At 59.1% G+C, this 21,152-nt stretch carries 20 protein-coding genes; 8 read left to right on the top strand and 12 right to left on the bottom strand.

Annotated features, from left to right (window positions below; translation table 11 throughout):
• The first annotated feature begins 17 nt into the window (after positions 1 to 17).
• Together KIK84_RS01795 and speD are read left to right on the top strand one after the other, a co-directional pair.
• Complete coding sequence (locus KIK84_RS01795) at positions 18 to 821, top strand: exodeoxyribonuclease III (RefSeq protein ID WP_214121266.1); 804 nt, start codon at positions 18 to 20, stop codon at positions 819 to 821.
• Positions 822 to 849: 28 nt separating this feature from the next.
• Entirely contained in the window at positions 850 to 1,293 is a 444-nt protein-coding gene (speD, locus tag KIK84_RS01790) for an adenosylmethionine decarboxylase (protein ID WP_250207677.1), read from the top strand.
• Between the two features lie 2 nt (positions 1,294 to 1,295).
• Here speD and ntrC read toward each other — a convergent pair whose 3' ends face one another.
• The 8 genes from ntrC to KIK84_RS01750 form a co-directional block, all read right to left on the bottom strand.
• Entirely contained in the window at positions 1,296 to 2,894 is a 1,599-nt protein-coding gene (gene ntrC / locus KIK84_RS01785; RefSeq protein ID WP_214121265.1) for a nitrogen regulation protein NR(I), read from the bottom strand.
• A gap of 31 nt (positions 2,895 to 2,925) precedes the next feature.
• Positions 2,926 to 3,984, bottom strand: a complete 1,059-nt coding sequence (gene glnL, locus KIK84_RS01780) for a nitrogen regulation protein NR(II) (RefSeq protein WP_214121264.1) — start codon at positions 3,982 to 3,984, stop codon at positions 2,926 to 2,928.
• Positions 3,985 to 4,019: 35 nt separating this feature from the next.
• A complete protein-coding gene (locus KIK84_RS01775) occupies positions 4,020 to 4,514 on the bottom strand; it encodes a hypothetical protein (RefSeq protein WP_214121263.1) in 495 nt (164 codons plus the stop codon).
• Positions 4,515 to 4,648: 134 nt separating this feature from the next.
• On the bottom strand, positions 4,649 to 6,064 hold the full coding sequence (gene glnA, locus KIK84_RS01770) for a type I glutamate--ammonia ligase (RefSeq protein WP_214121262.1): 1,416 nt from the start codon (positions 6,062 to 6,064) through the stop codon (positions 4,649 to 4,651).
• A gap of 156 nt (positions 6,065 to 6,220) precedes the next feature.
• The gene (locus tag KIK84_RS01765) at positions 6,221 to 7,033 is read right to left on the bottom strand and encodes a competence/damage-inducible protein A (protein ID WP_214121261.1); all 813 of its coding nucleotides are present in this window, start codon (positions 7,031 to 7,033) and stop codon (positions 6,221 to 6,223) included.
• Positions 7,030 to 7,878 carry an EI24 domain-containing protein gene (locus tag KIK84_RS01760; RefSeq protein ID WP_214121260.1) on the bottom strand — a complete coding sequence of 283 codons (849 nt, stop codon included), beginning with the start codon at positions 7,876 to 7,878 and terminating at the stop codon, positions 7,030 to 7,032. The genes KIK84_RS01765 and KIK84_RS01760 overlap by 4 nt, the downstream gene beginning before the upstream one ends.
• A gap of 32 nt (positions 7,879 to 7,910) precedes the next feature.
• Positions 7,911 to 8,666: a 16S rRNA pseudouridine(516) synthase gene (locus tag KIK84_RS01755; RefSeq protein WP_214121572.1), complete on the bottom strand. Its 756-nt coding sequence runs from the start codon at positions 8,664 to 8,666 to the stop codon at positions 7,911 to 7,913.
• Positions 8,667 to 8,668: 2 nt separating this feature from the next.
• Positions 8,669 to 9,106, bottom strand: a complete 438-nt coding sequence (locus tag KIK84_RS01750; RefSeq protein ID WP_214121259.1) for an RbsD/FucU family protein — start codon at positions 9,104 to 9,106, stop codon at positions 8,669 to 8,671.
• 67 nt (positions 9,107 to 9,173) lie between these two features.
• Here KIK84_RS01750 and KIK84_RS01745 point away from each other — a divergent pair, with 67 nt between their 5' ends.
• The 4 genes from KIK84_RS01745 to KIK84_RS01730 all read left to right on the top strand — a co-directional run bounded on the left by KIK84_RS01745 (position 9,174) and on the right by KIK84_RS01730 (position 13,285).
• A complete protein-coding gene (locus tag KIK84_RS01745; RefSeq protein ID WP_214121258.1) occupies positions 9,174 to 10,106 on the top strand; it encodes a PfkB family carbohydrate kinase in 933 nt (310 codons plus the stop codon).
• Between the two features lie 70 nt (positions 10,107 to 10,176).
• The gene (locus KIK84_RS01740) at positions 10,177 to 10,941 is read left to right on the top strand and encodes an SDR family NAD(P)-dependent oxidoreductase (protein ID WP_214121257.1); all 765 of its coding nucleotides are present in this window, start codon (positions 10,177 to 10,179) and stop codon (positions 10,939 to 10,941) included.
• Positions 10,942 to 10,980: 39 nt separating this feature from the next.
• Complete coding sequence (locus KIK84_RS01735) at positions 10,981 to 12,108, top strand: pectinesterase family protein (protein ID WP_214121256.1); 1,128 nt, start codon at positions 10,981 to 10,983, stop codon at positions 12,106 to 12,108.
• A 16-nt stretch (positions 12,109 to 12,124) separates the two neighbouring features.
• Positions 12,125 to 13,285 (top strand): pectinesterase family protein, encoded by a 1,161-nt coding sequence (locus KIK84_RS01730; RefSeq protein ID WP_214121255.1) that lies wholly within the window; start codon positions 12,125 to 12,127, stop codon positions 13,283 to 13,285.
• On the opposite strand, the gene KIK84_RS01725 is transcribed toward KIK84_RS01730, so the two are convergent.
• Entirely contained in the window at positions 13,282 to 14,517 is a 1,236-nt protein-coding gene (locus KIK84_RS01725; protein WP_214121254.1) for a GGDEF domain-containing protein, read from the bottom strand. The genes KIK84_RS01730 and KIK84_RS01725 overlap by 4 nt on opposite strands.
• 179 nt (positions 14,518 to 14,696) lie before the next feature.
• On the opposite strand from KIK84_RS01725, the gene mutS reads away from it, so the two are divergent.
• Together mutS and KIK84_RS01715 are read left to right on the top strand one after the other, a co-directional pair.
• Positions 14,697 to 17,336, top strand: coding sequence for a DNA mismatch repair protein MutS (gene mutS, locus KIK84_RS01720; protein WP_250207676.1), 2,640 nt, complete (start codon positions 14,697 to 14,699; stop codon positions 17,334 to 17,336).
• A gap of 182 nt (positions 17,337 to 17,518) precedes the next feature.
• Positions 17,519 to 18,541, top strand: a complete 1,023-nt coding sequence (locus tag KIK84_RS01715) for an SEL1-like repeat protein (protein ID WP_214121253.1) — start codon at positions 17,519 to 17,521, stop codon at positions 18,539 to 18,541.
• Between the two features lie 240 nt (positions 18,542 to 18,781).
• Here the strand turns inward: KIK84_RS01715 and KIK84_RS01710 are convergent, their stop codons facing one another.
• Genes KIK84_RS01710 through KIK84_RS01700 form a run of 3 tightly spaced genes read right to left on the bottom strand, consistent with a single transcriptional unit; the run spans position 18,782 to position 21,142 of the window.
• A complete protein-coding gene (locus KIK84_RS01710; protein ID WP_214121252.1) occupies positions 18,782 to 19,342 on the bottom strand; it encodes a hypothetical protein in 561 nt (186 codons plus the stop codon).
• 11 nt (positions 19,343 to 19,353) lie between these two features.
• A complete protein-coding gene (locus KIK84_RS01705) occupies positions 19,354 to 20,199 on the bottom strand; it encodes an NAD-dependent epimerase/dehydratase family protein (RefSeq protein ID WP_214121251.1) in 846 nt (281 codons plus the stop codon).
• Between the two features lie 34 nt (positions 20,200 to 20,233).
• Positions 20,234 to 21,142: an SPFH domain-containing protein gene (locus tag KIK84_RS01700; protein WP_214121250.1), complete on the bottom strand. Its 909-nt coding sequence runs from the start codon at positions 21,140 to 21,142 to the stop codon at positions 20,234 to 20,236.
• Positions 21,143 to 21,152 lie beyond the last annotated feature (10 nt).

Genomic DNA, 21,152 nt, shown 5'->3' with positions numbered 1-21,152 from the left:
TTTAATAGGTAAATCCGATGCGCTTTGCAACCTGGAACGTGAACTCTCTGGGCGTGCGTCTGCCCCAAGTACTGGACTGGCTGGCCGCCCAAGAGCAAGCAGGGCAGCCCGTGGATGTGCTGGCGCTGCAAGAGCTCAAGCTCACCGACGACAAGTTTCCCCACGAAGCGCTGCAAGCCGCTGGCTACCAATGCGCATGGCACGGCCAAAAAACCTACAACGGCGTGGCCCTGCTCTCGCGCCTGCCGCTGCAGGCGGTGGTGAAAAACATCCCCGGTTTTGCCGATGAGCAGGCCCGCGTCATCAGCGCCACGGTGGGCGAAGGCGATGGTGACGGCACACACAGCGTGCGCGTGGTGGGGGCTTACTTCCCCAATGGCCAAGCACCGGGCAGCGACAAGTTTGCCTACAAGATGGACTGGCTAAACGCCCTGCGCGAGTGGCTGCGCCAAGAACTGGTGCAGCACCCGCGCCTGCTGCTCATGGGCGACTACAACATCACCTTTGACGATGCCGACGTCTGGGACCCCGAAGGTCTGCGCGACACCATCCATTGCACGCGCGAGGAACGCGAGCACCTGCAAGCGCTCATCGACCTGGGTTTGGCCGACTCGCTGCGCCGCTTTGAGCAACCGCCCAAAACCTACACCTGGTGGGACTACCGCGACTTGGGATTTCGGCGCAACCGGGGCATGCGCATCGACCACATTCTGGCCAGCACCGCCCTGCTGCCGCACCTGAGCGCCTGCGCGGTGGACAAAGCCCCCCGCAAGAACGAGCGCCCCAGCGACCACACGCCGGTGGTGCTGACGGTGGCGTAAAAAAGCTGTAGAGCACACGCACCCTGCCATGCGCCCTCCCCTGCACAAGCAGCCCACAACACCAGAAGAGCCAATGGCTGCAGCCGCTGGCACCCACTTGCTCATAGACCTGTGGGGTGCGCAGCAGTTGGACGATGTGGCGCACATCGAGCAAGCGCTGCTGCAGGCGGCACAGGCAGCAGGGGCAACGGTGCTGCACTGCCATTTGCACCACTTTCAAGCGGCTGCCAGTGCACAAAACACGCAAAGTTCGGAAGTACCAGCAGGCTTTGGTAGTGCGGGCACAGGGGTGACGGGGGTGCTGTTGCTGGCCGAGTCGCACATCAGCATCCACACGTGGCCTGAGCGCGGGTTTGCGGCGGTGGATGTGTTCATGTGCGGGGCCTGCGATCCGCACGCTTGTGTGCCAGTGCTGCAGCAGGCTTTTGCACCGCAGCGCCTGGTGGTGCAAGACCACCGGCGCGGCGCTTAGGTTTATTCCAAACCCAGTTCTTGGATTTTGCGGGTGATGGTGTTGCGGCCAATGCCCAGCTTTTGCGCGGCCTCGATGCGGCGCCCTTTGGTTGCAGCCAGCGCAGCGTGGATCAGGCGTGACTCAAAGCGGCGCGTCAGGATGTCCCACACCTCGGGGTTGTTGGCATCCAACAAGGCATGTGCTTCTTGCTCTAGCAGGCTTTCCCAGTCGCCTGCCACGTTGGCTTGGCTGGCTGCGCCGGGGACACTGGCTGGCGCATGTGCGGACACGTGCAGGGGCGCGGGGGCGCTAGCAGGCGTCGCTTCAGACGTGGCCAAATAGTCTCCGCCAGGGCCCGCTGGCAAACCCGCAGGCATGCTGGAGGCCAAGCTAGCTGTGCTGGCCACCGAAGACTGGCCACTTGCAGTGGCACCCGCCTCAGCACTGCCATCCCGCCCAAAGCTCACCTCTGGCGGCAGGTCTTTGCGCTCGATGACTTGTGCAGGTGCCATGACGGTGAGCCAGTGGCAAATGTTCTCCAACTGGCGCACGTTACCGGGGAAGGAAAAGCCCTCCAACCAAGCCAATGCCGCATCCGAAATGCGCTTGGGCTCCACCCCCAACTGCTGCGCGCTTTGCTGCAAGAAGTGGCGCGTGAGCATGGACACATCCTCTTTGCGCTCGCGCAAAGCGGGCAAGCGCAAGCGGATCACGTTGAGGCGGTGAAACAAATCTTCGCGAAAGCCCCCGTCTTTGACGCGCTGCTCCAAGTTCTGGTGCGTGGCGGCTATGACGCGCACATTGGACTTGATGGCGCTGTGCCCGCCCACGCGGTAGTAGTTGCCATCGCTGAGCACGCGCAGCAAGCGCGTTTGCAGCTCAAACGGCATGTCGCCGATTTCATCCAAGAACAAGGTTCCGCCCTCGGCTTGCTCGAAACGGCCACGGCGCATGGTTTGTGCGCCGGTAAAAGCACCCCGTTCGTGGCCAAAGAGTTCGCTCTCGAGCAAGTCTTTGGGAATGGCTGCTGTGTTGATCGCCACAAAAGGGCCACCGGCGCGGGGTGAATGCTTGTGCAGCGCACGGGCCACCAGTTCTTTGCCCGAACCCGATTCGCCCGTGATGAGCACCGTCACATTGCTTTGCGAGAGACGGCCAATGGCGCGAAACACGTCTTGCATAGCGGGGGCTTGGCCCAGCATTTCGGGCGCGACGGCGAGGTTTTCTTCCGTCACCTCTTCGCGCTGGCTTTCGTCCACCGCGCGGCGGATCAACTCCACCGCTTTGGGCAAGTCAAACGGCTTGGGCAGGTATTCAAACGCGCCGCCTTGGAAAGCGCTCACAGCGCTGTCCAAGTCAGAGAAGGCCGTCATGATGATGACAGGCAAGCCCGGCATCTTGGCCTTCACTTTTTCCAGCAGTTCAAGGCCAGATCCACCAGGCATGCGGATATCGCTCACCAGCACTTGGGGGCCGTCTTCGTCGGCCGCGGTCATGAGGGCGGTGAGCACGTCGCGGGTGTTGGAAAAGCTGCGGGTGGGCAACTGCTCGCGCAATAGCGCCTTTTCCAACACGAAGCGTATGGATTGGTCATCGTCTACGATCCAGATGGGCTTCATGATGCGGCGCTCTTTCTAGGTGTAATAAGGTTCAAGGCAAAGGAATCAAAATTTTGAAATCCGTACAGCCCGGTTCGCTCTCCACTTCGATCGTGCCATGGTGTTGCTGAACAAAGGTTTGTGCCAATGTCAGCCCCAATCCTGAGCCCCCGTCCCTCCCTGAGACCAGTGGGTAAAAGATGCGGTCTTTGATCGAATCGGGAACTCCCGGTCCGTTGTCAATGACATGCAATTCCAATGCCAAGGGATAGCGTTGCTTGCCCAGCGTTGCTTGTCTGGCTATGCGCGTACGAAATGTGATGACGGCTTCACCGCGTGCAATGGAGTCACCCAGCGCTTGGCAAGCGTTGTGCGCGATGTTGAGCACGGTCTGAATCAGTTGCTCACGATCACCCCGGAACTCAGGCAAAGAAGTGTCGTAGTCACGCACCACACGCAGGCCACGGGGAAACTCGGCCAACACCAAAGAGCGCACCCGTTCACACACTTCGTGGATGTTCACATCGCCTACCACGTGGGGGCGGCGGTGCGGGGCGAGCAATCGGTCTACCAAACTTTGCAGACGGTCTGCCTCGTGGATGATGACGCGGGTGTATTCCTTGAGCTCGCTGGAGTCAATTTCCATCTCCAGCAACTGCGCAGCACCACGAATACCCCCCAAGGGGTTTTTGATTTCGTGCGCCAAATTGCGCACCAGCTCTTTGTTGGTTTGGGCTTGCTCGGCTTGCCGCTCTTCGCGCTCTTGGCGGGTTTGCTGCTCCAGTGGCAAAAACTCCACCAGCAGTTGGTCGGCTTGGTCCAAGCGTGTGACCAGCACATGCACGTGCATAGGCTCCTGCGCATGGCGGCGCAGCATGCCGTCAAAACGCAGTGCTTCCATTTGGTGGTCATTCACACCTTCTAAGGCAGATAGCAAGGTGGGGCCGTCCGTGACCAAATCAAACAAGCTCGACCCAATCAAGCTGCGGCGCGATATGGCCAACATGTCTTCCAAGGCGGCATTGGCCCACAGCACCTGGGCATCTACCTGCACTGCCACTACCAGTGTGGCCAGACTGTCCAGAATATGAAAACGTTCCATCTCCACCATGTGCTCCTTTGCAATGGCTGGACAGGGGGCTGCGCTCAGGGCAAGCGGTTGAGCTCGCGCTGGATGCTGGCCATGTCCTCTTCGTTGCGGGCAATGGCATCTTTGAGCGAGGCCACGCGATCCAAGTACTTCTGGTTGTTGCGTGTCTCGGGGCCCAATCGCTCGGGCTCGCCATTGTTGTATTCCTTGAGCAGCTCGGCGTGGCGGTCTTTGGCTTTCTTGAGCTCGGATTCCAGAATGAGGCGGGCATCGGCATCGCGCGCTTTTTGGCTGGCGGTATCGACTTTGGGGGCATTGGCAGGGCTGGTAGCCGATGCACTGGCTTTGCTAGCGCCGCTGGCTGCACCTGCAGGCTTGGTGCCTTGCACGATGGTGACAGAACCACCCGAAATCAGCTTGCAGTCTTTGGCCCGCGCTTCAGACACTTGGTTGGTGTACTCGTTACCACAGCGGTAAATGCGGTCTTGGGCATTGGCTGTGCCAAGCGCCCAAAGAGTCCATACCGCAGCAGTTACAAGGTGCAATTTCATGTCCAACAATCTGTTAACAACGTCGCTCAATCAGCGCTCCCAAGTATGCCTGCATTGCGTCTAACAAAAAAGGACGGCGGCTGCCGTCCTTCTTTTTTGCAGCGCAGCCTTGGGCTTTACGCTACACAAGCGCCTTACAGCGAGTAGTACATGTCGTACTCGACAGGGTGAGGAGCCATGCGGAAGCGGGTCACTTCACCCATCTTCAGCTCAATGTAGGCATCCAGCATGCTGTCGGTGAACACGCCACCCTTGGTCAAGAATGCGCGATCCTTGTCCAAGTACTCGAGGGCTTGATCCAAGCTGTGGCACACGGTTGGCACCAGTTTGTCTTCTTCTGGTGGCAGGTGGTACAGATCCTTGGTAGCGGCTTCGCCGGGATGGATCTTGTTTTCCACGCCGTCCAAACCTGCCATCATCAATGCAGAGAAAGCGAGGTAGGGGTTGGCTGATGGATCGGGGAAGCGTGCTTCGATACGACGACCTTTGGGGTTAGCCACAAAAGGAATACGGATAGAAGCAGAGCGGTTGCGGCTGGAGTAAGCCAGCTTCACTGGAGCCTCAAAGCCAGGAACCAAGCGCTTGTAGCTGTTGGTGCCGGGGTTGGTGATGGCGTTCAGTGCGCGGGCGTGCTTGATGATGCCGCCGATGTAGTACAGAGCGAAATCGCTCAAACCAGCATAGCCGTCGCCTGCGAACAGGTTCTTGCCGTCTTTCCAGATGGACTGGTGCACGTGCATACCGGAACCGTTGTCGCCAGCGTAGGGCTTGGGCATGAAGGTGGCAGTCTTGCCGTAGGCGTTGGCCACGTTCCAGACCACGTACTTCAGAACCTGAGTCCAGTCAGCGCGCTCAACCAGTGTGGAGAACTTGGTACCGATTTCGTTTTGACCAGCGCCAGCCACTTCGTGGTGGAACACTTCGACTGGAATGCCCAAGGATTCGAGGATCAGGGACATTTCAGCGCGCATGTCTTGCGTGCTGTCAACGGGAGGCACGGGGAAGTAGCCGCCCTTGGTGGTGGGACGGTGGCCACGGTTGCCGCCTTCGAGCACCTTGCCAGAGTTCCAGGGGGCTTCGTATTCTTCGATTTCAAAGCCGACTTTGCCGGGTTCGTTGGACCAACGCACGCCGTCAAAGATGAAGAATTCTGGCTCGGGTCCGAAGTAAGCGGTATCGCCCAGACCGGAGGCCTTGAGGTAGGCTTCAGCGCGCTTGGCGATGGAGCGTGGGTCACGGTCGTAAGCCTTGCCATCGGATGGCTCCACCACGTCGCATTGCAGGAACAGGGTGGTTTCTTCAAAGAAGGGGTCGATGTTGGCCGTATTGGGGTCAGGCATCAACTGCATGTCGGAGGCTTCAATGCCCTTCCAGCCAGCGATAGAGGAACCATCGAATGCGTGGCCGGATGTGAATTTGTCTTCGTCGAATGCGGAGATTGGCACGGTCACGTGCTGCTCTTTACCACGGGTGTCGGTGAAGCGGAAGTCAACAAACTTGACTTCGTTTTCCTTCACCAGTTTCATCACGTCTGCGACGGTCTTGGCCATCAGATACTCCTGTTACACGGTTGTGAAAAGAATTTGCCCTGTGTTTGATGCAGCTTTTGTGCCAGACCTGCACGGGCCACATCCCAAGGCACGGGCATTGTGCCTTGGTTTGATGTTACTAATTTGGTGCAGCACGCAATGCATTGCTTTGGTGCATCAATGATTGCGAACCAATTCGGTGCATATTGGGCATTGTGCAGCTTGCAGCATCTGCACCATTTCAGAGAACGCTGTTTCCACCTCAGCTGGTGTGCCCTTGACACCCAGCTCCACATGGCGGCCCCATTGGGGGTGATCCACGCTGGGCAAACTGAACACGCGCACAGGGTGACGCTGCTCCAATTGCTGCATCAGCGGGGTGAGCGCAGCTTCCATAGCACCTTGCAAAATGACCGATTTTTCCAGCCACGCGCCCTGCACAAAACAGTGCGCGTAGTGGGTATTGAGCACCCATTCGACCATGGGCCACGCCATAACGGGGAATCCAGGCACGAAATGCACATGCCCACCAGCAGGGCCTGCACAGCGAAATCCCGGAATTTTGTTGTAGCTATTGGGGATGATGTCGGCCCCCAAGGGGAAACGCCCCATATTCAGGCGGTGCTGGTGCACCTCGCTGGTGGGGTCTAGCGCCTCGCCTTTCTGGGCCGCCATCTCGCGCATGCGCTCGGTAATCAAAGCCTCAGCCTCCGGGTGCAGCACCAAAGGCACATCCAAAGCACGGGCGGCGCACTGGCGAGTGTGGTCATCGGGCGTAGAGCCTATGCCACCAAACGAGAACAGCACATCGCCCGAGGCGAAAGCGCGCTGCAAAGCAGCGGTGATGCGGTCTGGGTCATCGCCCAAGTATTCGGCATAAGCCAACTGCAGGCCTTTGGCCCCCAGCAGTTCAATGACTTTGGACAAATGCTGGTCTTTGCGCTTGCCCGAGAGGATTTCATCGCCAATGATGATGGCACCAAACTTCATACAGAACCTCCTACCACATCGTCCATCACCGGCAGTTGGGTGCTGGGTGGAATTTGCAAACGCAACTGGTGCAAAGCGGCCAAGCAAAAGTGCACGAACCAGAGCGTGGAAAACACAAATACGGCGGTGTAGAGCCAAATGGCTATGGGAATGAGCAGTGGTGCCATGTAGACGGTGGTGACACCCAGCGTCCACATCATGCTGGGCAAAGCACTGAGGTAGCCCACCACCACCCCCATGACAAGCAGCGGTATGCGGTGGCGACGCAAAATGATGCGACGCTCCACGCTGCTGGCGTGATCGGTGAGCGCATCGTAAGACATGATGCGCGCGGTCAACCAGCCCCAAATGAGCGGTGGCAGCAGCAGCAGCAGCGGCGGAATAAGCCACAGCGGCATGGTCACCACCATGGCACCAATCGCCATGAGCAAAGATCCTATACCCCATGCCAAACTAAGCCACCAGTTCCCCCCCTGCTGGCGTTCCATGCTGGGGAAACGGCTGTGCGCCACCATGTTGACGATGCGCGGAACCATGAACACGGCGACCAAAATCAGGCTTAGCGTCACGATGACGGGAGTGGCCAACAAAACCACCAACAGCGGGGCCATTACCACCTTGGCTTGGGCCAAGCCCAGCGAGCTAAGCCAGCCCCAAATGGTTTCCAGCGCCGCGGAGCCACCCAGCCAGATGCGAACCGCATCCACCGCGGGCTCCCAAAAGAAATACGCAGCCAGCCCCGTCATCAGGGCCATGCCCACGAAGGGCACCAAAGACAAAACGATAACCCGCAAGCGCAGGCAGTACAGCGCAGAGCGCCAGAAGGCATCTAACACACCCAGCATGGCTTCTCCTTCACGTAAAAGCGGTGTCCCGCTCAGGCTGGCACAGCGGTTTGCACAGCCTGCAACTCGGTGGGCGACAACCAGCGCCACTGGCCAGGGGCCAAATCGGGCGGGAGCTGCATGCTACCAATTTGGCTGCGGTGCAGAGCCTCTACCCGGTTGCCAGCGGCTGCCACCATGCGTTTGACTTGGTGGTATTTGCCCTCGGTCAAAGTCAGGGCAATGCGCTGCGCATCCAAGGCCTCGCAGGCTGCGGCGCGCACGGGCTGCGGATCATCGTCCAGCACTACCCCGCTGAGCAGACGCTGCACCAGCGCGGGCTCGACCGCGTGTTTGAGGGTTACTTCGTACACCTTGGGCACGTGGCGCTTGGGGGAGTTCATGCGGTGAATGAAAGTGCCATCGTCGGTGAGCAAAAGCATGCCCGTGGTGTCTTGGTCCAAGCGCCCCACTGCTTGCACACCCTGCACCGCGCCTTTTTGGGGGCGGCTGCGCAGGGGTGCGGGCAGCAAGGTATAGATGCTGGGCCAAGCCGAAGGTTTTTGCGAGCACTCGGTGCCAGCGGGTTTGTGCAGCAACACATAGGCCTTTTCATGGTAGGCCCAGTCCACGCCCATGACCCGAAAACGCAGTCCATCTGCTACAAATTCTGTAGCTGCATCAGCAACAGGGACGGGCTCTACAGCCGAATTATCCGCATACACCTGCACCTTGCCTTGCTGGATCAGTCCAGCACACACACGCCGTGTGCCAAAGCCTTGGCTATAGAGGATTTCTTGCAGCTCCAAAATCACAGAATCACGCCTTTGCAAAACATGGCATTGCCGTAAGCCGTGGTTTCACCCGACTGGACAATCAGGCTGGCCCCCTTCACCTTGTCATAAAACGCAAAGCGCTCCACAGGCTCGACGCGGCTACCTGCTACGCCATGGACGGTGGCCAACTGCACCACAGACTGCTGGGCTTCGGTGCGAAAGTTGGGCTCTGCGCCGCTCACGTGCATAAAAGCCACGGGTTTTTCCACATCTTCAGCCAAGGGAAATACCGACAAGATAGCGCGCGACACGCGCTCCAGCGAATGCCCCGGAATGCGCACCAGCGCCTTGCCTTGGGCCAGCATGTCGGCCGTGAAATTGGCGTCAGCCACCACCACCCACTCGCCATGCCCCATGGCGCACAGGTGGTGCAAAAGTTCGGGGGTCAGCAAGGGGTCTATGCCTTTGAGCATGGCAGTCTCCAGATACAAAAGGGTTACGGGGGATTAATTTATTATGGCCGCTTCACGAGGACGACTTATGAAGAAAACGATTTGGGTGCTGGGTGAGGCGCTGATGGATTGCGTAGCCCAGCCAGATGGTAACTTGCGTCCGCTGCAAGGCGGCAGCCCCTTTAACATGGCCCGTGCGGCCGCTCGCCGCGGGGCAGAGGTGGGATTTTTAAACCCCTTCTCCACCGATTTGTTTGGCCAACAGTTGCTAGACACCCTGCACGCCGATCATGTCACACCCTTAGGAGGCAAAAGCAACAAGCCCACCTCCTTGGCGGTGGTGCAAATTGATCGCATGGGGCAACCCAGCTACGGCTTTTACCGCGAAGGCATTGCCGACCGCGACTACGACTTGGCAGCGGTGTGCACCCTGCTGCAACAGCAGCCTGCAGGTATTTTGCACACCGGTTCGCTGATGCTGCTGCCCACCGAGGCTGAGCGCACCTTGCAAGTCATTGAGGCGGCCTTGCAAGCGGGCTGGACTATTAGCCTTGACGTGAACATGCGCCCCAAACTGGCTCCCGATTTGCAAGCCTATGTGCAAGCGGTGCGCCGCATTGTGCCGCTGGCGCATTGGATCAAGGCCAGTGACGAAGACATCGAGTTGCTGCAGTTTGGCAAAGCCGAGCGCAGCACCGCCGCCACGACCGCGCAAAACCTGCTTGATCTGGCCCCCCAATGCAGCCGCTTGGCACTCACATACGGTGCCGCGGGCGCATGGTTGTCAGTCAATGGCCAGTCGTGTGAAGACGACTGCCCCCGTATTGCTGTAGCCGACAGCGTAGGCGCTGGAGACACCTTCTGGGGCAATTGTTTGGGCGACTGGGCCTTAGACGATGCCGCTCCCGCCGAACGGGCCCCCACCACCCTGCGCAATGCCATGGTGGCCGCCGCTATCAACTGCACACGCGTGGGATGCCAACCACCGCGCTTTGCCGAAGTGGAAAACTGGGGCCGATAAATCCCCAGCAGGTGAAAACCTCCAGAAACGCGCTATAGGATTGCGTTTTGGCATTTCTGGAGATTCACCCATGTCTAGCACCACCGTTTCCACTCTCCCCACCGCTTTGGTCACTGGCGCATCCGTTGGTTTTGGCCGCGCCATTGCTATCCGTCTGGTGCAAAGTGGCTACCGCGTGCTGGCGGCTGCGCGCCGCCTAGAGGCGTTGGAGCAGTTGCGCCAAGAGTACGGTGACAACATCGTGCCTGTGCAACTGGATGTGACCAGCACTGAGAGTTTGGAAGCCATCCAACCGCTACTGCCCAGTGTGCAATTGCTGGTCAACAACGCTGGCTTGGCACTGGGCCTGGAAAAAGCCCCGCAAGCCAATTTGGACGACTGGGAAACCATGATCCAAACCAACATCGTGGGCCTGACCCGCCTGACCCGCGCCGTACTGCCCCACATGGTGGAGCGCGGCCAAGGGCATGTGATCAACCTCAGTTCTATTGCTGGCAAATACCCCTACCCCGGTGGCAACGTGTACGGCGCTACCAAAGCCTATGTGACCCAGTTCAGCCTCAACCTGCGTGCCGACTTGTCGGGCACCGGTGTGCGCGTGACCGATATCCAACCCGGCCTATGCAGCGGCACCGAGTTTTCCAACGTGCGCTTCAAAGGCGACGATGCCAAAGCCGCCGCGGTATACGAAGGCGTGCAAGCGCTGACCGCAGAGGACGTGGCCGAAGCCGTGCACTGGGCGCACCGCCTGCCACCGCACGTCAACATCAACGTCATTGAGCTCATGCCGGTCGCCCAAAGCTTTGCGGGCCTGAGCGTGGCGCGCAACACCTGAGACACAAGCCCGAAAGCACCAATGCTTTTTTCCCGCCGCATGCTACTTACCACCGCCAGCGCATGGTCTTTGGGTACTACGCTGCCCAGCTGGGCTAGCACCGCCACTGCCGTGACCGCAACGACTGCCAACGCGGTAGTGGACGCCCACTACACCGGCACACCGGGCGCGCTGCTGGCAGGGAAACCCACGTGGAACACCATCCAAGCCGCCTTGGATGCTGCGCCCAGCCAGGCCTCTGTTCCTTGGATAGTGTGGATTCGCCCGGGCGTGTACCGCGAAAAACTGCATATCACCCGTGCGCATGTGCACTTGGCTGGCGAGAACCGCCAGAGCACAGTCTTGGTTTACAACGCTTATTCAGGCTTGGCCAAACCCAGCGGCGGTACATGGACTACATTTGGCTGCGCCACCCTGTTGGTGCAAGCACCTCACTTCACCGCCACCAACATGACGGTGGCCAATGACTACGACTTTCCCAGCAACGACAAAAAAGACCGCAAAGACCCCAGTTACCAGCGCGACCCGCAAGCCGTGGCGCTGATGACGGACAAAGGTGCGGACTGCAGCCTCTTTGCCAACCTCACCATCACGGGCTACCAAGACACCTTGTTCACCGAAGCCGGGCGCAGCTACTTTGACCAGTGCAGCATCAGCGGGCATATCGACTTCATTTTTGGCGCAGGCCAGAGCTTTTTCAACGCCTGCGACATCATCACCCGACCCCGCTACCCCAAGCCCAGCATCGTGGGCTACGTGACAGCGCCCAGCACCTCCATCGAGCAAGCTTACGGCTTGGTCTTTTACCGCTGCAAGTTGTTGAAAGAAAGCAACGATGTAGGGCATGCATCCAGCCCTCTGGGCCGTCCATGGCATCCCACACGCACCTTTGCCGATGGGCGTTATGCCGATCCCAACGCCATTGGCAGCAGCGTCTTTATAGAATGCTTCATGGACGATCACATCACTGCCAACGGCTGGGACTCCATGACAGGCACCCCCAAGACAGGAACCGAGCGCACCGTGTTCCGCCCCGAAGACTCGCGTTTTTACGAGTACCACAATACGGGGCCTGGGGCACAGTCAAGCCCACGCCGCCGGCAATTGGATGCCAGTCAGGCCAGCCAGTACAGTGCCGAGAAGGTGCTGGCAGGCTGGAGTTTCTAAAAGCAAGGAATACCGCATGAACATGGAGATGAGCCGCCGCACCACTTTGGCCTGGATGGGACTGGGCACAACCGCTGCATGGCTGCAAGGCTGCGCCTCTTTGCCATCGGCGATGCCCACGGCCCATGCCATCGTGGACCGCCATTTCAAAGGCACACCAGGCACCGTAGTCAACGATGTTGCCACCTGGACAACGCTGCAAGCCGCGCTGGAGGCGGCACCCGCAGACCGCACCGAACCATGGGTTATTTACATTCGCAACGGTCGCTATTACGAGAAACCCAGCATCCACAAACCCTTCATGGCTTTGTACGGTGAAAGCCGTGACAAAACCATCATCACCTTCGACGCCAGCAATGGGGCCGACAAACCCGGTGGGGGCAAATGGGGCACTTCGGGTTCAGCCACTGTTACCGTAACTGCCAGCGACTTCAGCGCCCAAAACCTCACCATAGAAAATGGCTTTAACTACCCTGCCAACGAAGCCAAAGCCCCGACCGACCCGAGCTACAACCGCGGCCCCCAAGCGGTGGCACTGAAAACGGAAGGACAGTCCGATCGCTGCATGTTGCGTGGTGTCACTTTGCTGGGCTACCAAGATACCGTTTTCACCGATGCTGGGCGCAGTTACTTCACTGACTGTGCCATCAGCGGCCACATCGACTTTATTTTTGGCGCTGGCCAGAGTTTTTTTGAAAACTGCCAGATCATTTGCCGCCCCCGCAAACGCAAGGGATCCGAGCCCTTGGGCTATGTCACAGCTCCCAGTACATCGCTAAATCAAGCATACGGCTTGGTATTTTTCCGCTGCAAACTGGTCAAAGAAAACGCCCAAGTGCCTGCCAACTCTTATGCACTGGGACGCCCATGGCACCCCACCCGCACTTTTGCCGATGGCCGCTATGCCGACCCCAATGCCGTGGGCAGCAGCGTGTTCATTGCGTGTTTTATGGACGACCACATCATGCCTATGGGCTGGGACGCCATGGCAGGCACGGCCAAGGATGGCAGCAATAGCGCCATCTTCAAACCCGAAGATGCGCGCTTTTGGGAATACAAAAACACGGGCCCCGGTGCCGTCGTCAACGACAAACGCCGTCAGCTAAGCGACAACCAAGCCACTGACTACAGCCAAGACAAAGTACTGGCTGGCTGGATAGCTGCGCTGCGACCTTAAGCCGCGGCATGCTCGCGCACCAACTGCAGGCTGACATGGTCTACCTGCACGTTGTTGCGGCCAGCACGTTTGGCTTGGTACAGCGCGGTATCTGCGCGCACCAGCATATTGCTTATCAAATCCGGTTGCGCGCCGTGCCCCAAGGCTAAACCGATGCTGACCGTCACCCTGTGGGTTTGCTCACTGGCTTGTGCCACTATGGACGCTTGTGCCACCGCCCAACGAATGCGCTCGGCAGTCTTCCAAGCTTCTTGTAAATCAGCATCCAAGAGCAGTACAGCAAACTCTTCGCCCCCCATGCGGGCAGCCACATCGCCACCTGCGCGAATTTGCGACTGAATCACCTGCGCCACTTGGCGCAAACATACATCCCCTTGCGGATGACCCCATGTGTCGTTGTACTGCTTGAAATGATCGACATCGATCATGAGCACTGCCATGGTTTTGGCAGCTGTATCCCCCATGCGCGAGCATTGGGCGAAAACCTCCTCGAAATGGCGTCGATTGGGCAACTGGGTCAGCACATCGGTATTGGATGCATGGGCCAAAAGACGGTTGAGTTCCTGCGTTAAATTCACTCGCAACTGATCACGAAGCGTTACCAAAAAATTGCGCCTATTGGCCACTTCTAATCGGTAATTTGTCAGTAAAGTGAATATTGTTGTTAAAACATACGAAACCAGCGCAGCCGCTTTGGCCTCCAAAGTAACCGTTGGATGGAATGCGATGGCCATGCTCATCACAGCAACACCTGTAATGGAAATCCACACACAGGTGCGAAAGTACAAAGGCACCACGATATTGCTGGCCAGCATCGTCAGCGCCATCACGTAACCATCGTAATTGGCAAAGGCACTGCGTGTTTGCCAAAAAATCAGCGCCACGGCGATATGCACCAGCGTGAAGCAGGTCCACGCATTGATTTCGCGCCAACGGGCACTGATGCCATAGCGCACCAACCACAACATGACCAGCCCTGGCACCGTGACCAATCCCAAGCGCATGGCAACGGCAAAACCAAACAATTCTGGACGGACGAAGTAATCGTTGATGAGAAACAAATTCATCAAGCACAACATGGCCAGACCAATCCCAAAAACTTGTCGTGCGCGGTCTGGGGCTATGTAGGCTTCGTAAGCATCTTCAACCGATTGATCAAAGCGCGCCAAGCCGGCGAAGTGTTTCAGCTCCTCCTCCACCTGCTGGAGGGCAATAGTGTTATGGTTTTGCAAGCAATCCCCTGGCTCTTGTGCGTACGCTAGAAGAAAGAGCTTGCCACAAACGCCCCCTTTTATGCAAATTTATGTAAACACATAAATACCCCCTTCTGGCCGCCAGCCTGCCCGCACGGGCCGATTGTCAACGGCACAATGCTGTCTTTCTCGTTTGCTATTTAGCGTTTCTACCTTCCATGTCCACGCCCGAAAACGCCGCCCCGCTTGATCCTGCATTGGCTGCCCACACCCCCATGATGCAGCAGTACTTAAGCCTCAAGGCCCAGCATCCGGACACGCTGCTTTTCTACCGCATGGGCGACTTTTACGAGATGTTTTATGGCGACGCCGAAAAAGCAGCGCGCCTGTTGGACATCACCCTGACCACCCGCGGCCAGTCGGCCGGGCAGCCTATTCAGATGGCGGGCGTGCCCTTTCACGCCATGGAGGGCTATCTGGCCAAGCTGATTCGCTTGGGCGAATCGGTCGCTATCTGCGAGCAAGTGGGCGAAGTGGGCGGCAAAGGCCCGGTGGAGCGCAAAGTGGTGCGCGTGGTCACCCCCGGCACCCTGACCGATGCCGAACTGCTGCACGACAAAACCGACCCCGTGCTGATGGCGGTACACCAAGGCCCGCGCAACCGCTGCGGCCTGGCTTGGCTATCCGTGACGCAAGGCGAAGTGCACCTGGCCGAATGCGCCAGCGACGAAGTGGGCAGCTGGATCACCCGCATCCAGCCCAACGAACTGGCCTACAGCAGCGACTGCACCACCGCGTTTGAAGAGCGCCTCAAGAAACTGCGCCACCAACTCAGCGGCCTGTACCTCACGGCCCGCGCCGCGTGGCAGTTTGACGCCGCACTGGGCCAGCGCAAGCTGCTCGAATCCCTGCAAGCGGCCAGCTTGGCCGCTTGGCATGCGCAAGACCTGCCACTGGCCCACGCTGCCAGCGCTGCCCTGCTGGCCTATGCCGAACACACCCAAGGCCGTACCCTGCGCCACCTGCACGCCGTGCGCGTGCAGCGCGAGGAGGCGTTGATAGACCTGCCCGCCACCACCCGCCGCAACCTAGAACTGGTGCAGACCCTGCGCGGCGAAGACAGCCCCACCCTGTTTAGCCTGCTGGACACCTGCATGACCGGCATGGGCAGCCGCACGCTCAAGCGCTGGCTCTTGCAGCCCCTGCGCGAGCGCACCGAGGCACGCCACCGCCTGCACACCATCCACACCCTGCGCGAAGGCCAGCACGGCCAGTTGTGGCAGCAACTGCGCGGCCATATCAAAGGCTGCGCCGATGTGGAGCGCATTACCGCCCGCACCGCATTGCGCCAAGTACGCCCACGCGAGCTGGTGGCTCTGGCTTGCACGCTACAAAAAACAGAGCAGCTTCAGCAATACCTGTGCGCTCTGCAGCTCGATGGCAGTTATTTGCAGCACCTGGCCAACGAACTGCAACCGCCTGCCGAGGCGCTCAGCCTGCTGCTGCGCGCCATCCACCCCGAACCCGCCGCGCTGGTGCGCGATGGTGGCGTTATCGCCAACGGATTTGATGCCGAACTGGACGAACTGCGCGCCATCCAAACCAACAGCGACGCCTTCTTGCTCAAACTGGAAGTGCAAGAGCGCGAGCGCACCGGCATTGCCAACCTGCGCGTGCAGTTCAACAAAGTGCACGGCTTTTATATAGAGGTGAGCAGCGGCCAGTTGGACAAAGTGCCCGAGGACTACCGCCGCCGCCAGACGCTGAAAAACGCCGAGCGCTTTATCACGCCCGAACTCAAAGCGTTTGAGGACAAAGCCCTGAGCGCCCAAGAGCGTGCGCTGGCACGCGAGAAATGGCTGTTCGAACAAGTGCTGGACGCACTGCAAAGCCACATTGCCCAACTCAGCCGCGTGGCGCAAGCCCTGGCCGCGTTGGACGCGCTGTGCGCGCTGACCGAACGCTCGCTCACGCTGGACTGGTGCCAGCCCCAGTTTGTGGCCGAGCCGTGCATAGACATCACCCAAGGCCGCCACCCCGTGGTGCAAGCGCGCTTGGCCGAGCTGTCCAGTGGCTCCTTCATCGCCAACGACACGCACCTGGGGCCGCGCCAACGCATGCAAATCATCACCGGCCCCAACATGGGCGGTAAATCGACCTACATGCGGCAAGTCGCCCTCATCGTGCTGCTGGCCAGCATGGGCAGCTACGTGCCCGCGCAAGCCTGCCGCTTGGGGCCTATCGACGCCATCCACACCCGTATCGGCGCGGCAGACGACTTGGCCAACGCCCAGTCCACCTTCATGCTGGAGATGACCGAGGCCGCGCAGATACTGCACAGTGCCACCGCGCACAGCCTGGTGCTGATGGACGAAATCGGCCGCGGCACCAGCACCTTTGACGGACTGGCGCTGGCCTCGGCCATCGCCGGGCAGCTGCACGACAAAACGCAGGCCTTCACCCTGTTTGCCACGCACTACTTTGAGCTGACCGAATTCCCCGCCAAGCACCACGCCGCGCAAAACGTGCATGTGAGCGCCACCGAAGCCGGACACGACATCGTGTTTTTGCACGCCATAGAACCCGGCCCGGCCAGCCGCAGCTACGGTATTCAGGTAGCCCGCCTGGCCGGCATGCCCAGCAGCGTGCTGCACCAAGCCCGCCACACGCTGGAAGCCCTGGAAACCCAGGCCAACCAGAACCAAGCGCAGATCGACCTGTTTGCCGCCGCCCCGGTCGAGCCAGCCGCCAGCGGCAGCGCCTTGGATGCAGCCTTGGCCGCCATCAACCCCGATGCACTGAGCCCCCGCGAGGCGCTCGATGCGCTGTACCAGCTAAAGAGATTGGCGCAAAACTGAGGCTTATCCCAACGCAACAACCAGAAAATACACGTTTTAAAACAATTAAAGAAGTCATGTTGAACCGCAAATTGCTTGCCGCCTTGGCACTTGTCGTTGTGTCTTGCTGGGCCCACGCCGGGGTTAAGGAGGGTAAAGCTGCCCTAAAGGCGAAAGACTACAAAACAGCGCTTGCAGAGTTCATGGCAGAGCAAGCCAACCCTGCTGCGCAAAACAACCTTGGAGTGATGTACACCAAAGGCCAAGGCGTGCCGCAGGACTACAAGGAAGCAGTCAAGTGGTATCGCCTCGCCGCTGACCAAGGTTATGCTTCTGCGCAAAACAACCTTGGAGTGATGTACCACAATGGTCAAGGCGTCCAGCAGGACTACAAAGAAGCACTCAAGTGGTTCCGATTGGCCACCGACCAAGGCTACGCTGCTGCGCAATTGAACCTTGGGTTGATGTGCGCCAAAGGCGAAGGCGTACCGCTGGACTACAAGGAGGCTGTCAAGTGGTTCCGATTGGCCACCGACCAAGGCGACGCTGCTGCGCAACACAGCCTTGGAACGATGTACCACAATGGCCAAGGCGTACCGCAGGACTACCAAGAAGCCGTCAAGTGGTACCGCCTCGCCGCTGACCAAGGTGATGCTTCTGCGCAAAACAACCTTGGAGTGAGTTACAAATATGGTCAAGGCGTACCGCAGGACTACCAAGAAGCCGTCAAGTGGTACCGCCTCGCCGCTGACCAAGGTGATGCTTCTGCGCAAAACAACCTTGGAGTGATGTACCACAATGGCCAAGGCGTCCAGCAGGACTACAAAGAAGCACTCAAGTGGTACCGCCTCGCCGCTGACCAAGGCGATGCTTTTGCGCAAAACAACCTTGGAGTGATGTACACCAAAGGCCAAGGCGTACCGCAGGACTACAAGGAAGCCGTCAAGTGGTACCGCCTCGCCGCTGACCAAAACCATGTCCGTGCGCAATACAAGCTTGGGGAAATGTACGAAAACGGCAAAGGTCTTCCTGCCAACAAAGTGGTGGCTTATGCCCTGTACAACCTGAGCGCTGCTGACTCTGCCTATGCTTTGAAACAGCGCGATGCATTGGCCCCAAAGCTGACCAGTCAAGAGATGAGCGCTGCCCAAAACCTCACTCAAGAACTGGGTAAATCCAAAAACTTGCTCTCGGCTTTAGACAAGTACAACCAGAGCCTTCGGTAAAAGAGAAAAACGAAAGCAATGCCCCTTACCCAGCCCCCAACCAAGCGCAACTGAAGTTCGCTCCTTTCTCAACCCAATGGAAGTCTGGCACAGGCAATTGCAAATACCATACCCCGTTGAACAAGCGGTGCACATCAAAAACAAATTAACGCCATATTGGCATCTACCATGTTCTATGCTGGCCGTTCCATACTATGCGGCATCTTTTCCGGGGTTTGTTGTTTGGGGCCCCACTAGCCTCTATGGCAGCGTTTTCCCGGGGGAATAGTGCCACTGCGGAGTCCTCAAGACTACCCACAGAGCTAGCAGTGCCAAAGCACCCGCTGCCCACAAGAATGCCGGCGCATCGCTAAAGCGCTGCGGGAAAATGGTTTTGGCAGCCCCCAAACCAATGGCATTGCACGAAACAACCAACAAAGCCACGGAGTAGTCGTGAAAGCGACGGGCTCTGTTGGCGCCCAAAGACCACGCGGGGTCTGTGTTGTAGCTCGGCAATTGCTCATTGGCGCCGCCCAACTGCTCCAATTGCGCCAGAAACAGGCGCAGGTTGGTCAAAGCGCGCTCCGCTTTGTAATTGAGAAAAGCAAAGCACAAGGACACCACGGGAAAGCCCAACACCAACCACTCAATGGGCGCTTGCGCCGCAGCCCCTGCAGAGCGCAGTGCCACCACAGCGGCCAACAAGCTCACGACCAAACTGACATACAAGGCCAGCGCTTGCTGGCGTTGGGCAATACGGGTATTGACCTCGTTATAGGCGGCGATAAAACGGTAATTGGCATCGACTATCAAACTGGCCACCCCACATTCCTTTAAACCAAACCCGCCTCAAACCCCTTGGGCGCTCTGCCCAGCAGCTCGGTAAACCCGGTGGCATCGGCACACGCACCGGCTTGCAGCATGCGCAAGTTGTCGGGGTGAAAGACGGGGTGCACATAGCGCAGCACGCTGGCGCTGGCCATGACCAGCGACCACGGCACGGGCATTTGCAGGGCACGCCCCTTGCCGCGGGCTTGGCGCAGCGTCTGCAGCCACTGCGGCAGGGTATAGACCTGCGGGCCCACCGCATCGACGGTGCGGCGCAGCAGTGGACTGCCCGCTGGCGCATCGATGGCGCGCACTACTGCTGCTGCCACATCGCTCACATGCACGGGCTGCAGCAACTGCTGGCCATTACCCAACACCGAGATCACGGGCAAGCTGCTCATGCGCACAAACATGGCCGTGCTGCTGCCCCCCTTGCCATAGACCATGGAGGGTCGCAGCACCAGCCAATCGGCATCCAGCGCGCGCAGGGCATCGTCGGCCGCCCGTTTGCTGCGCTGGTAGGGGGTGAAAGCGTGTTCATCGGCTCCTAAAGCCGATATTTGCACCATGCGGCGTATACCCTGGGCGTGCGCGGCAGCAAACAAGGCTGCTGGCGCTTGGTGGTGCACGGTGTCAAACCGCTGCGTCCCCCGCTCGCCAATGATGCCCACACAATTGACCACCGCATCCACCCCCTGCAGCAAGTGCTGCCACTGGGCCGGTGTGGTCAGCAGCGACTGATCCACCCCACTGCGGCGCGACACGGCCAGCACGCTGTGCCCGGCCGCCTGCAGGGCTTGGGCCATATGCGACCCCATAAAACCCGCTCCTCCGGTTATCAGCACCCGCATGGTGGTCTCCTGTGGTTGTTATGCGCAGCGCGCTTTACTTACCGACTTGCACCATCTTCATGGCCGAGGTGATGAGGGCCGACACATCGCTCATATTGCTGGGCACGATGAGGGTGCTGTTGGCCTTGTTGGTCACTTGGCTGTAGGCGTCCACGGCTTTTTCGGCCACTTTGAGCTGCACCGCTTCGTGGCCACCGGGTTGGTTGATGGCTTTGGCAATGCGCTCAATAGCGATGGCAGTGGCTTCGGCCACGGCGGTGATGGAGGCAGCCTCGCCCTGGGCTTGGTTGATGGCCGCTTGCTTCTCGCCCTCAGAGCGGGCGATAAACGCCTCGCGCTCGCCGGTAGCAATGTTGATCTGCTCTTGGCGGCGGCCTTCGGAGGCGGCAATCAGCGCCCGCTTTTCGCGCTCGGCCGTGATCTGCGCTTGCATGGAGTGCAGGATAGCTGGCGGTGGCGTCAGGTCTTTGATCTCGTAGCGCAACACCTTCACGCCCCAGTTGATGGCCGCTTCGTCCACGGCAGCTACCACCTTGGAGTTAATGAGGTCGCGCTCCTCAAAGGTCTTGTCCAGCTCCAACTTGCCAATGACCGAGCGCAGCGAGGTTTGCGCCAACTGCGAAATCGCCATCAGGTAGTTGCTGGAGCCATAGCTGGCGCGCTGTGCATCGGTCACCTGAAAGTACAAGATGCCATCCACCTGCAATTGGGTGTTGTCCTTGGTGATGCAGACTTGGCTGGCAATATCGAGCGGAATTTCTTTGAGCGAATGCTTGTAAGCCACTTTGTCGACAAACGGCATGAGGAAGTTCAGGCCCGGTGCCAAGGTGCTGTGGTAGCGGCCCAAGCGCTCGACCACCCAAGCATGCTGCTGCGGCACGACTTTGACCGATTTGATGATGAATGCTGCTGCAATAACCAGCAGTACGAGTGCGATTTCCATGACTGTCTCC

This window comes from Curvibacter sp. CHRR-16, assembly GCF_018474005.1.
Lineage (GTDB): Bacteria > Pseudomonadota > Gammaproteobacteria > Burkholderiales > Burkholderiaceae_C > Allorhodoferax.
The sequence above is the reverse complement of the archived record's forward strand: the minus strand, read 5'-3'. Positions and strand labels throughout refer to the sequence as shown.

Bases quoted from the DNA above. Each gene is read 5' to 3' on its own strand.
- KIK84_RS01795 (WP_214121266.1), top strand. From the start codon at position 18: ATGCGCTTTGCAACCTGGAACGTGAACTCTCTGGGCGTGCGTCTGCCC.
- speD (WP_250207677.1), top strand. From the start codon at position 850: ATGCGCCCTCCCCTGCACAAGCAGCCCACAACACCAGAAGAGCCAATG.
- ntrC (WP_214121265.1), bottom strand. From the start codon at position 2,894: ATGAAGCCCATCTGGATCGTAGACGATGACCAATCCATACGCTTCGTG.
- glnL (WP_214121264.1), bottom strand. From the start codon at position 3,984: ATGGTGGAGATGGAACGTTTTCATATTCTGGACAGTCTGGCCACACTG.
- KIK84_RS01775 (WP_214121263.1), bottom strand. From the start codon at position 4,514: ATGAAATTGCACCTTGTAACTGCTGCGGTATGGACTCTTTGGGCGCTT.
- glnA (WP_214121262.1), bottom strand. From the start codon at position 6,064: ATGGCCAAGACCGTCGCAGACGTGATGAAACTGGTGAAGGAAAACGAA.
- KIK84_RS01765 (WP_214121261.1), bottom strand. From the start codon at position 7,033: ATGAAGTTTGGTGCCATCATCATTGGCGATGAAATCCTCTCGGGCAAG.
- KIK84_RS01760 (WP_214121260.1), bottom strand. From the start codon at position 7,878: ATGCTGGGTGTGTTAGATGCCTTCTGGCGCTCTGCGCTGTACTGCCTG.
- KIK84_RS01750 (WP_214121259.1), bottom strand. From the start codon at position 9,106: ATGCTCAAAGGCATAGACCCCTTGCTGACCCCCGAACTTTTGCACCAC.
- KIK84_RS01745 (WP_214121258.1), top strand. From the start codon at position 9,174: ATGAAGAAAACGATTTGGGTGCTGGGTGAGGCGCTGATGGATTGCGTA.
- KIK84_RS01740 (WP_214121257.1), top strand. From the start codon at position 10,177: ATGTCTAGCACCACCGTTTCCACTCTCCCCACCGCTTTGGTCACTGGC.
- KIK84_RS01735 (WP_214121256.1), top strand. From the start codon at position 10,981: ATGCTACTTACCACCGCCAGCGCATGGTCTTTGGGTACTACGCTGCCC.
- KIK84_RS01730 (WP_214121255.1), top strand. From the start codon at position 12,125: ATGAACATGGAGATGAGCCGCCGCACCACTTTGGCCTGGATGGGACTG.
- mutS (WP_250207676.1), top strand. From the start codon at position 14,697: ATGTCCACGCCCGAAAACGCCGCCCCGCTTGATCCTGCATTGGCTGCC.
- KIK84_RS01715 (WP_214121253.1), top strand. From the start codon at position 17,519: ATGGCAGAGCAAGCCAACCCTGCTGCGCAAAACAACCTTGGAGTGATG.
- KIK84_RS01705 (WP_214121251.1), bottom strand. From the start codon at position 20,199: ATGCGGGTGCTGATAACCGGAGGAGCGGGTTTTATGGGGTCGCATATG.
- KIK84_RS01700 (WP_214121250.1), bottom strand. From the start codon at position 21,142: ATGGAAATCGCACTCGTACTGCTGGTTATTGCAGCAGCATTCATCATC.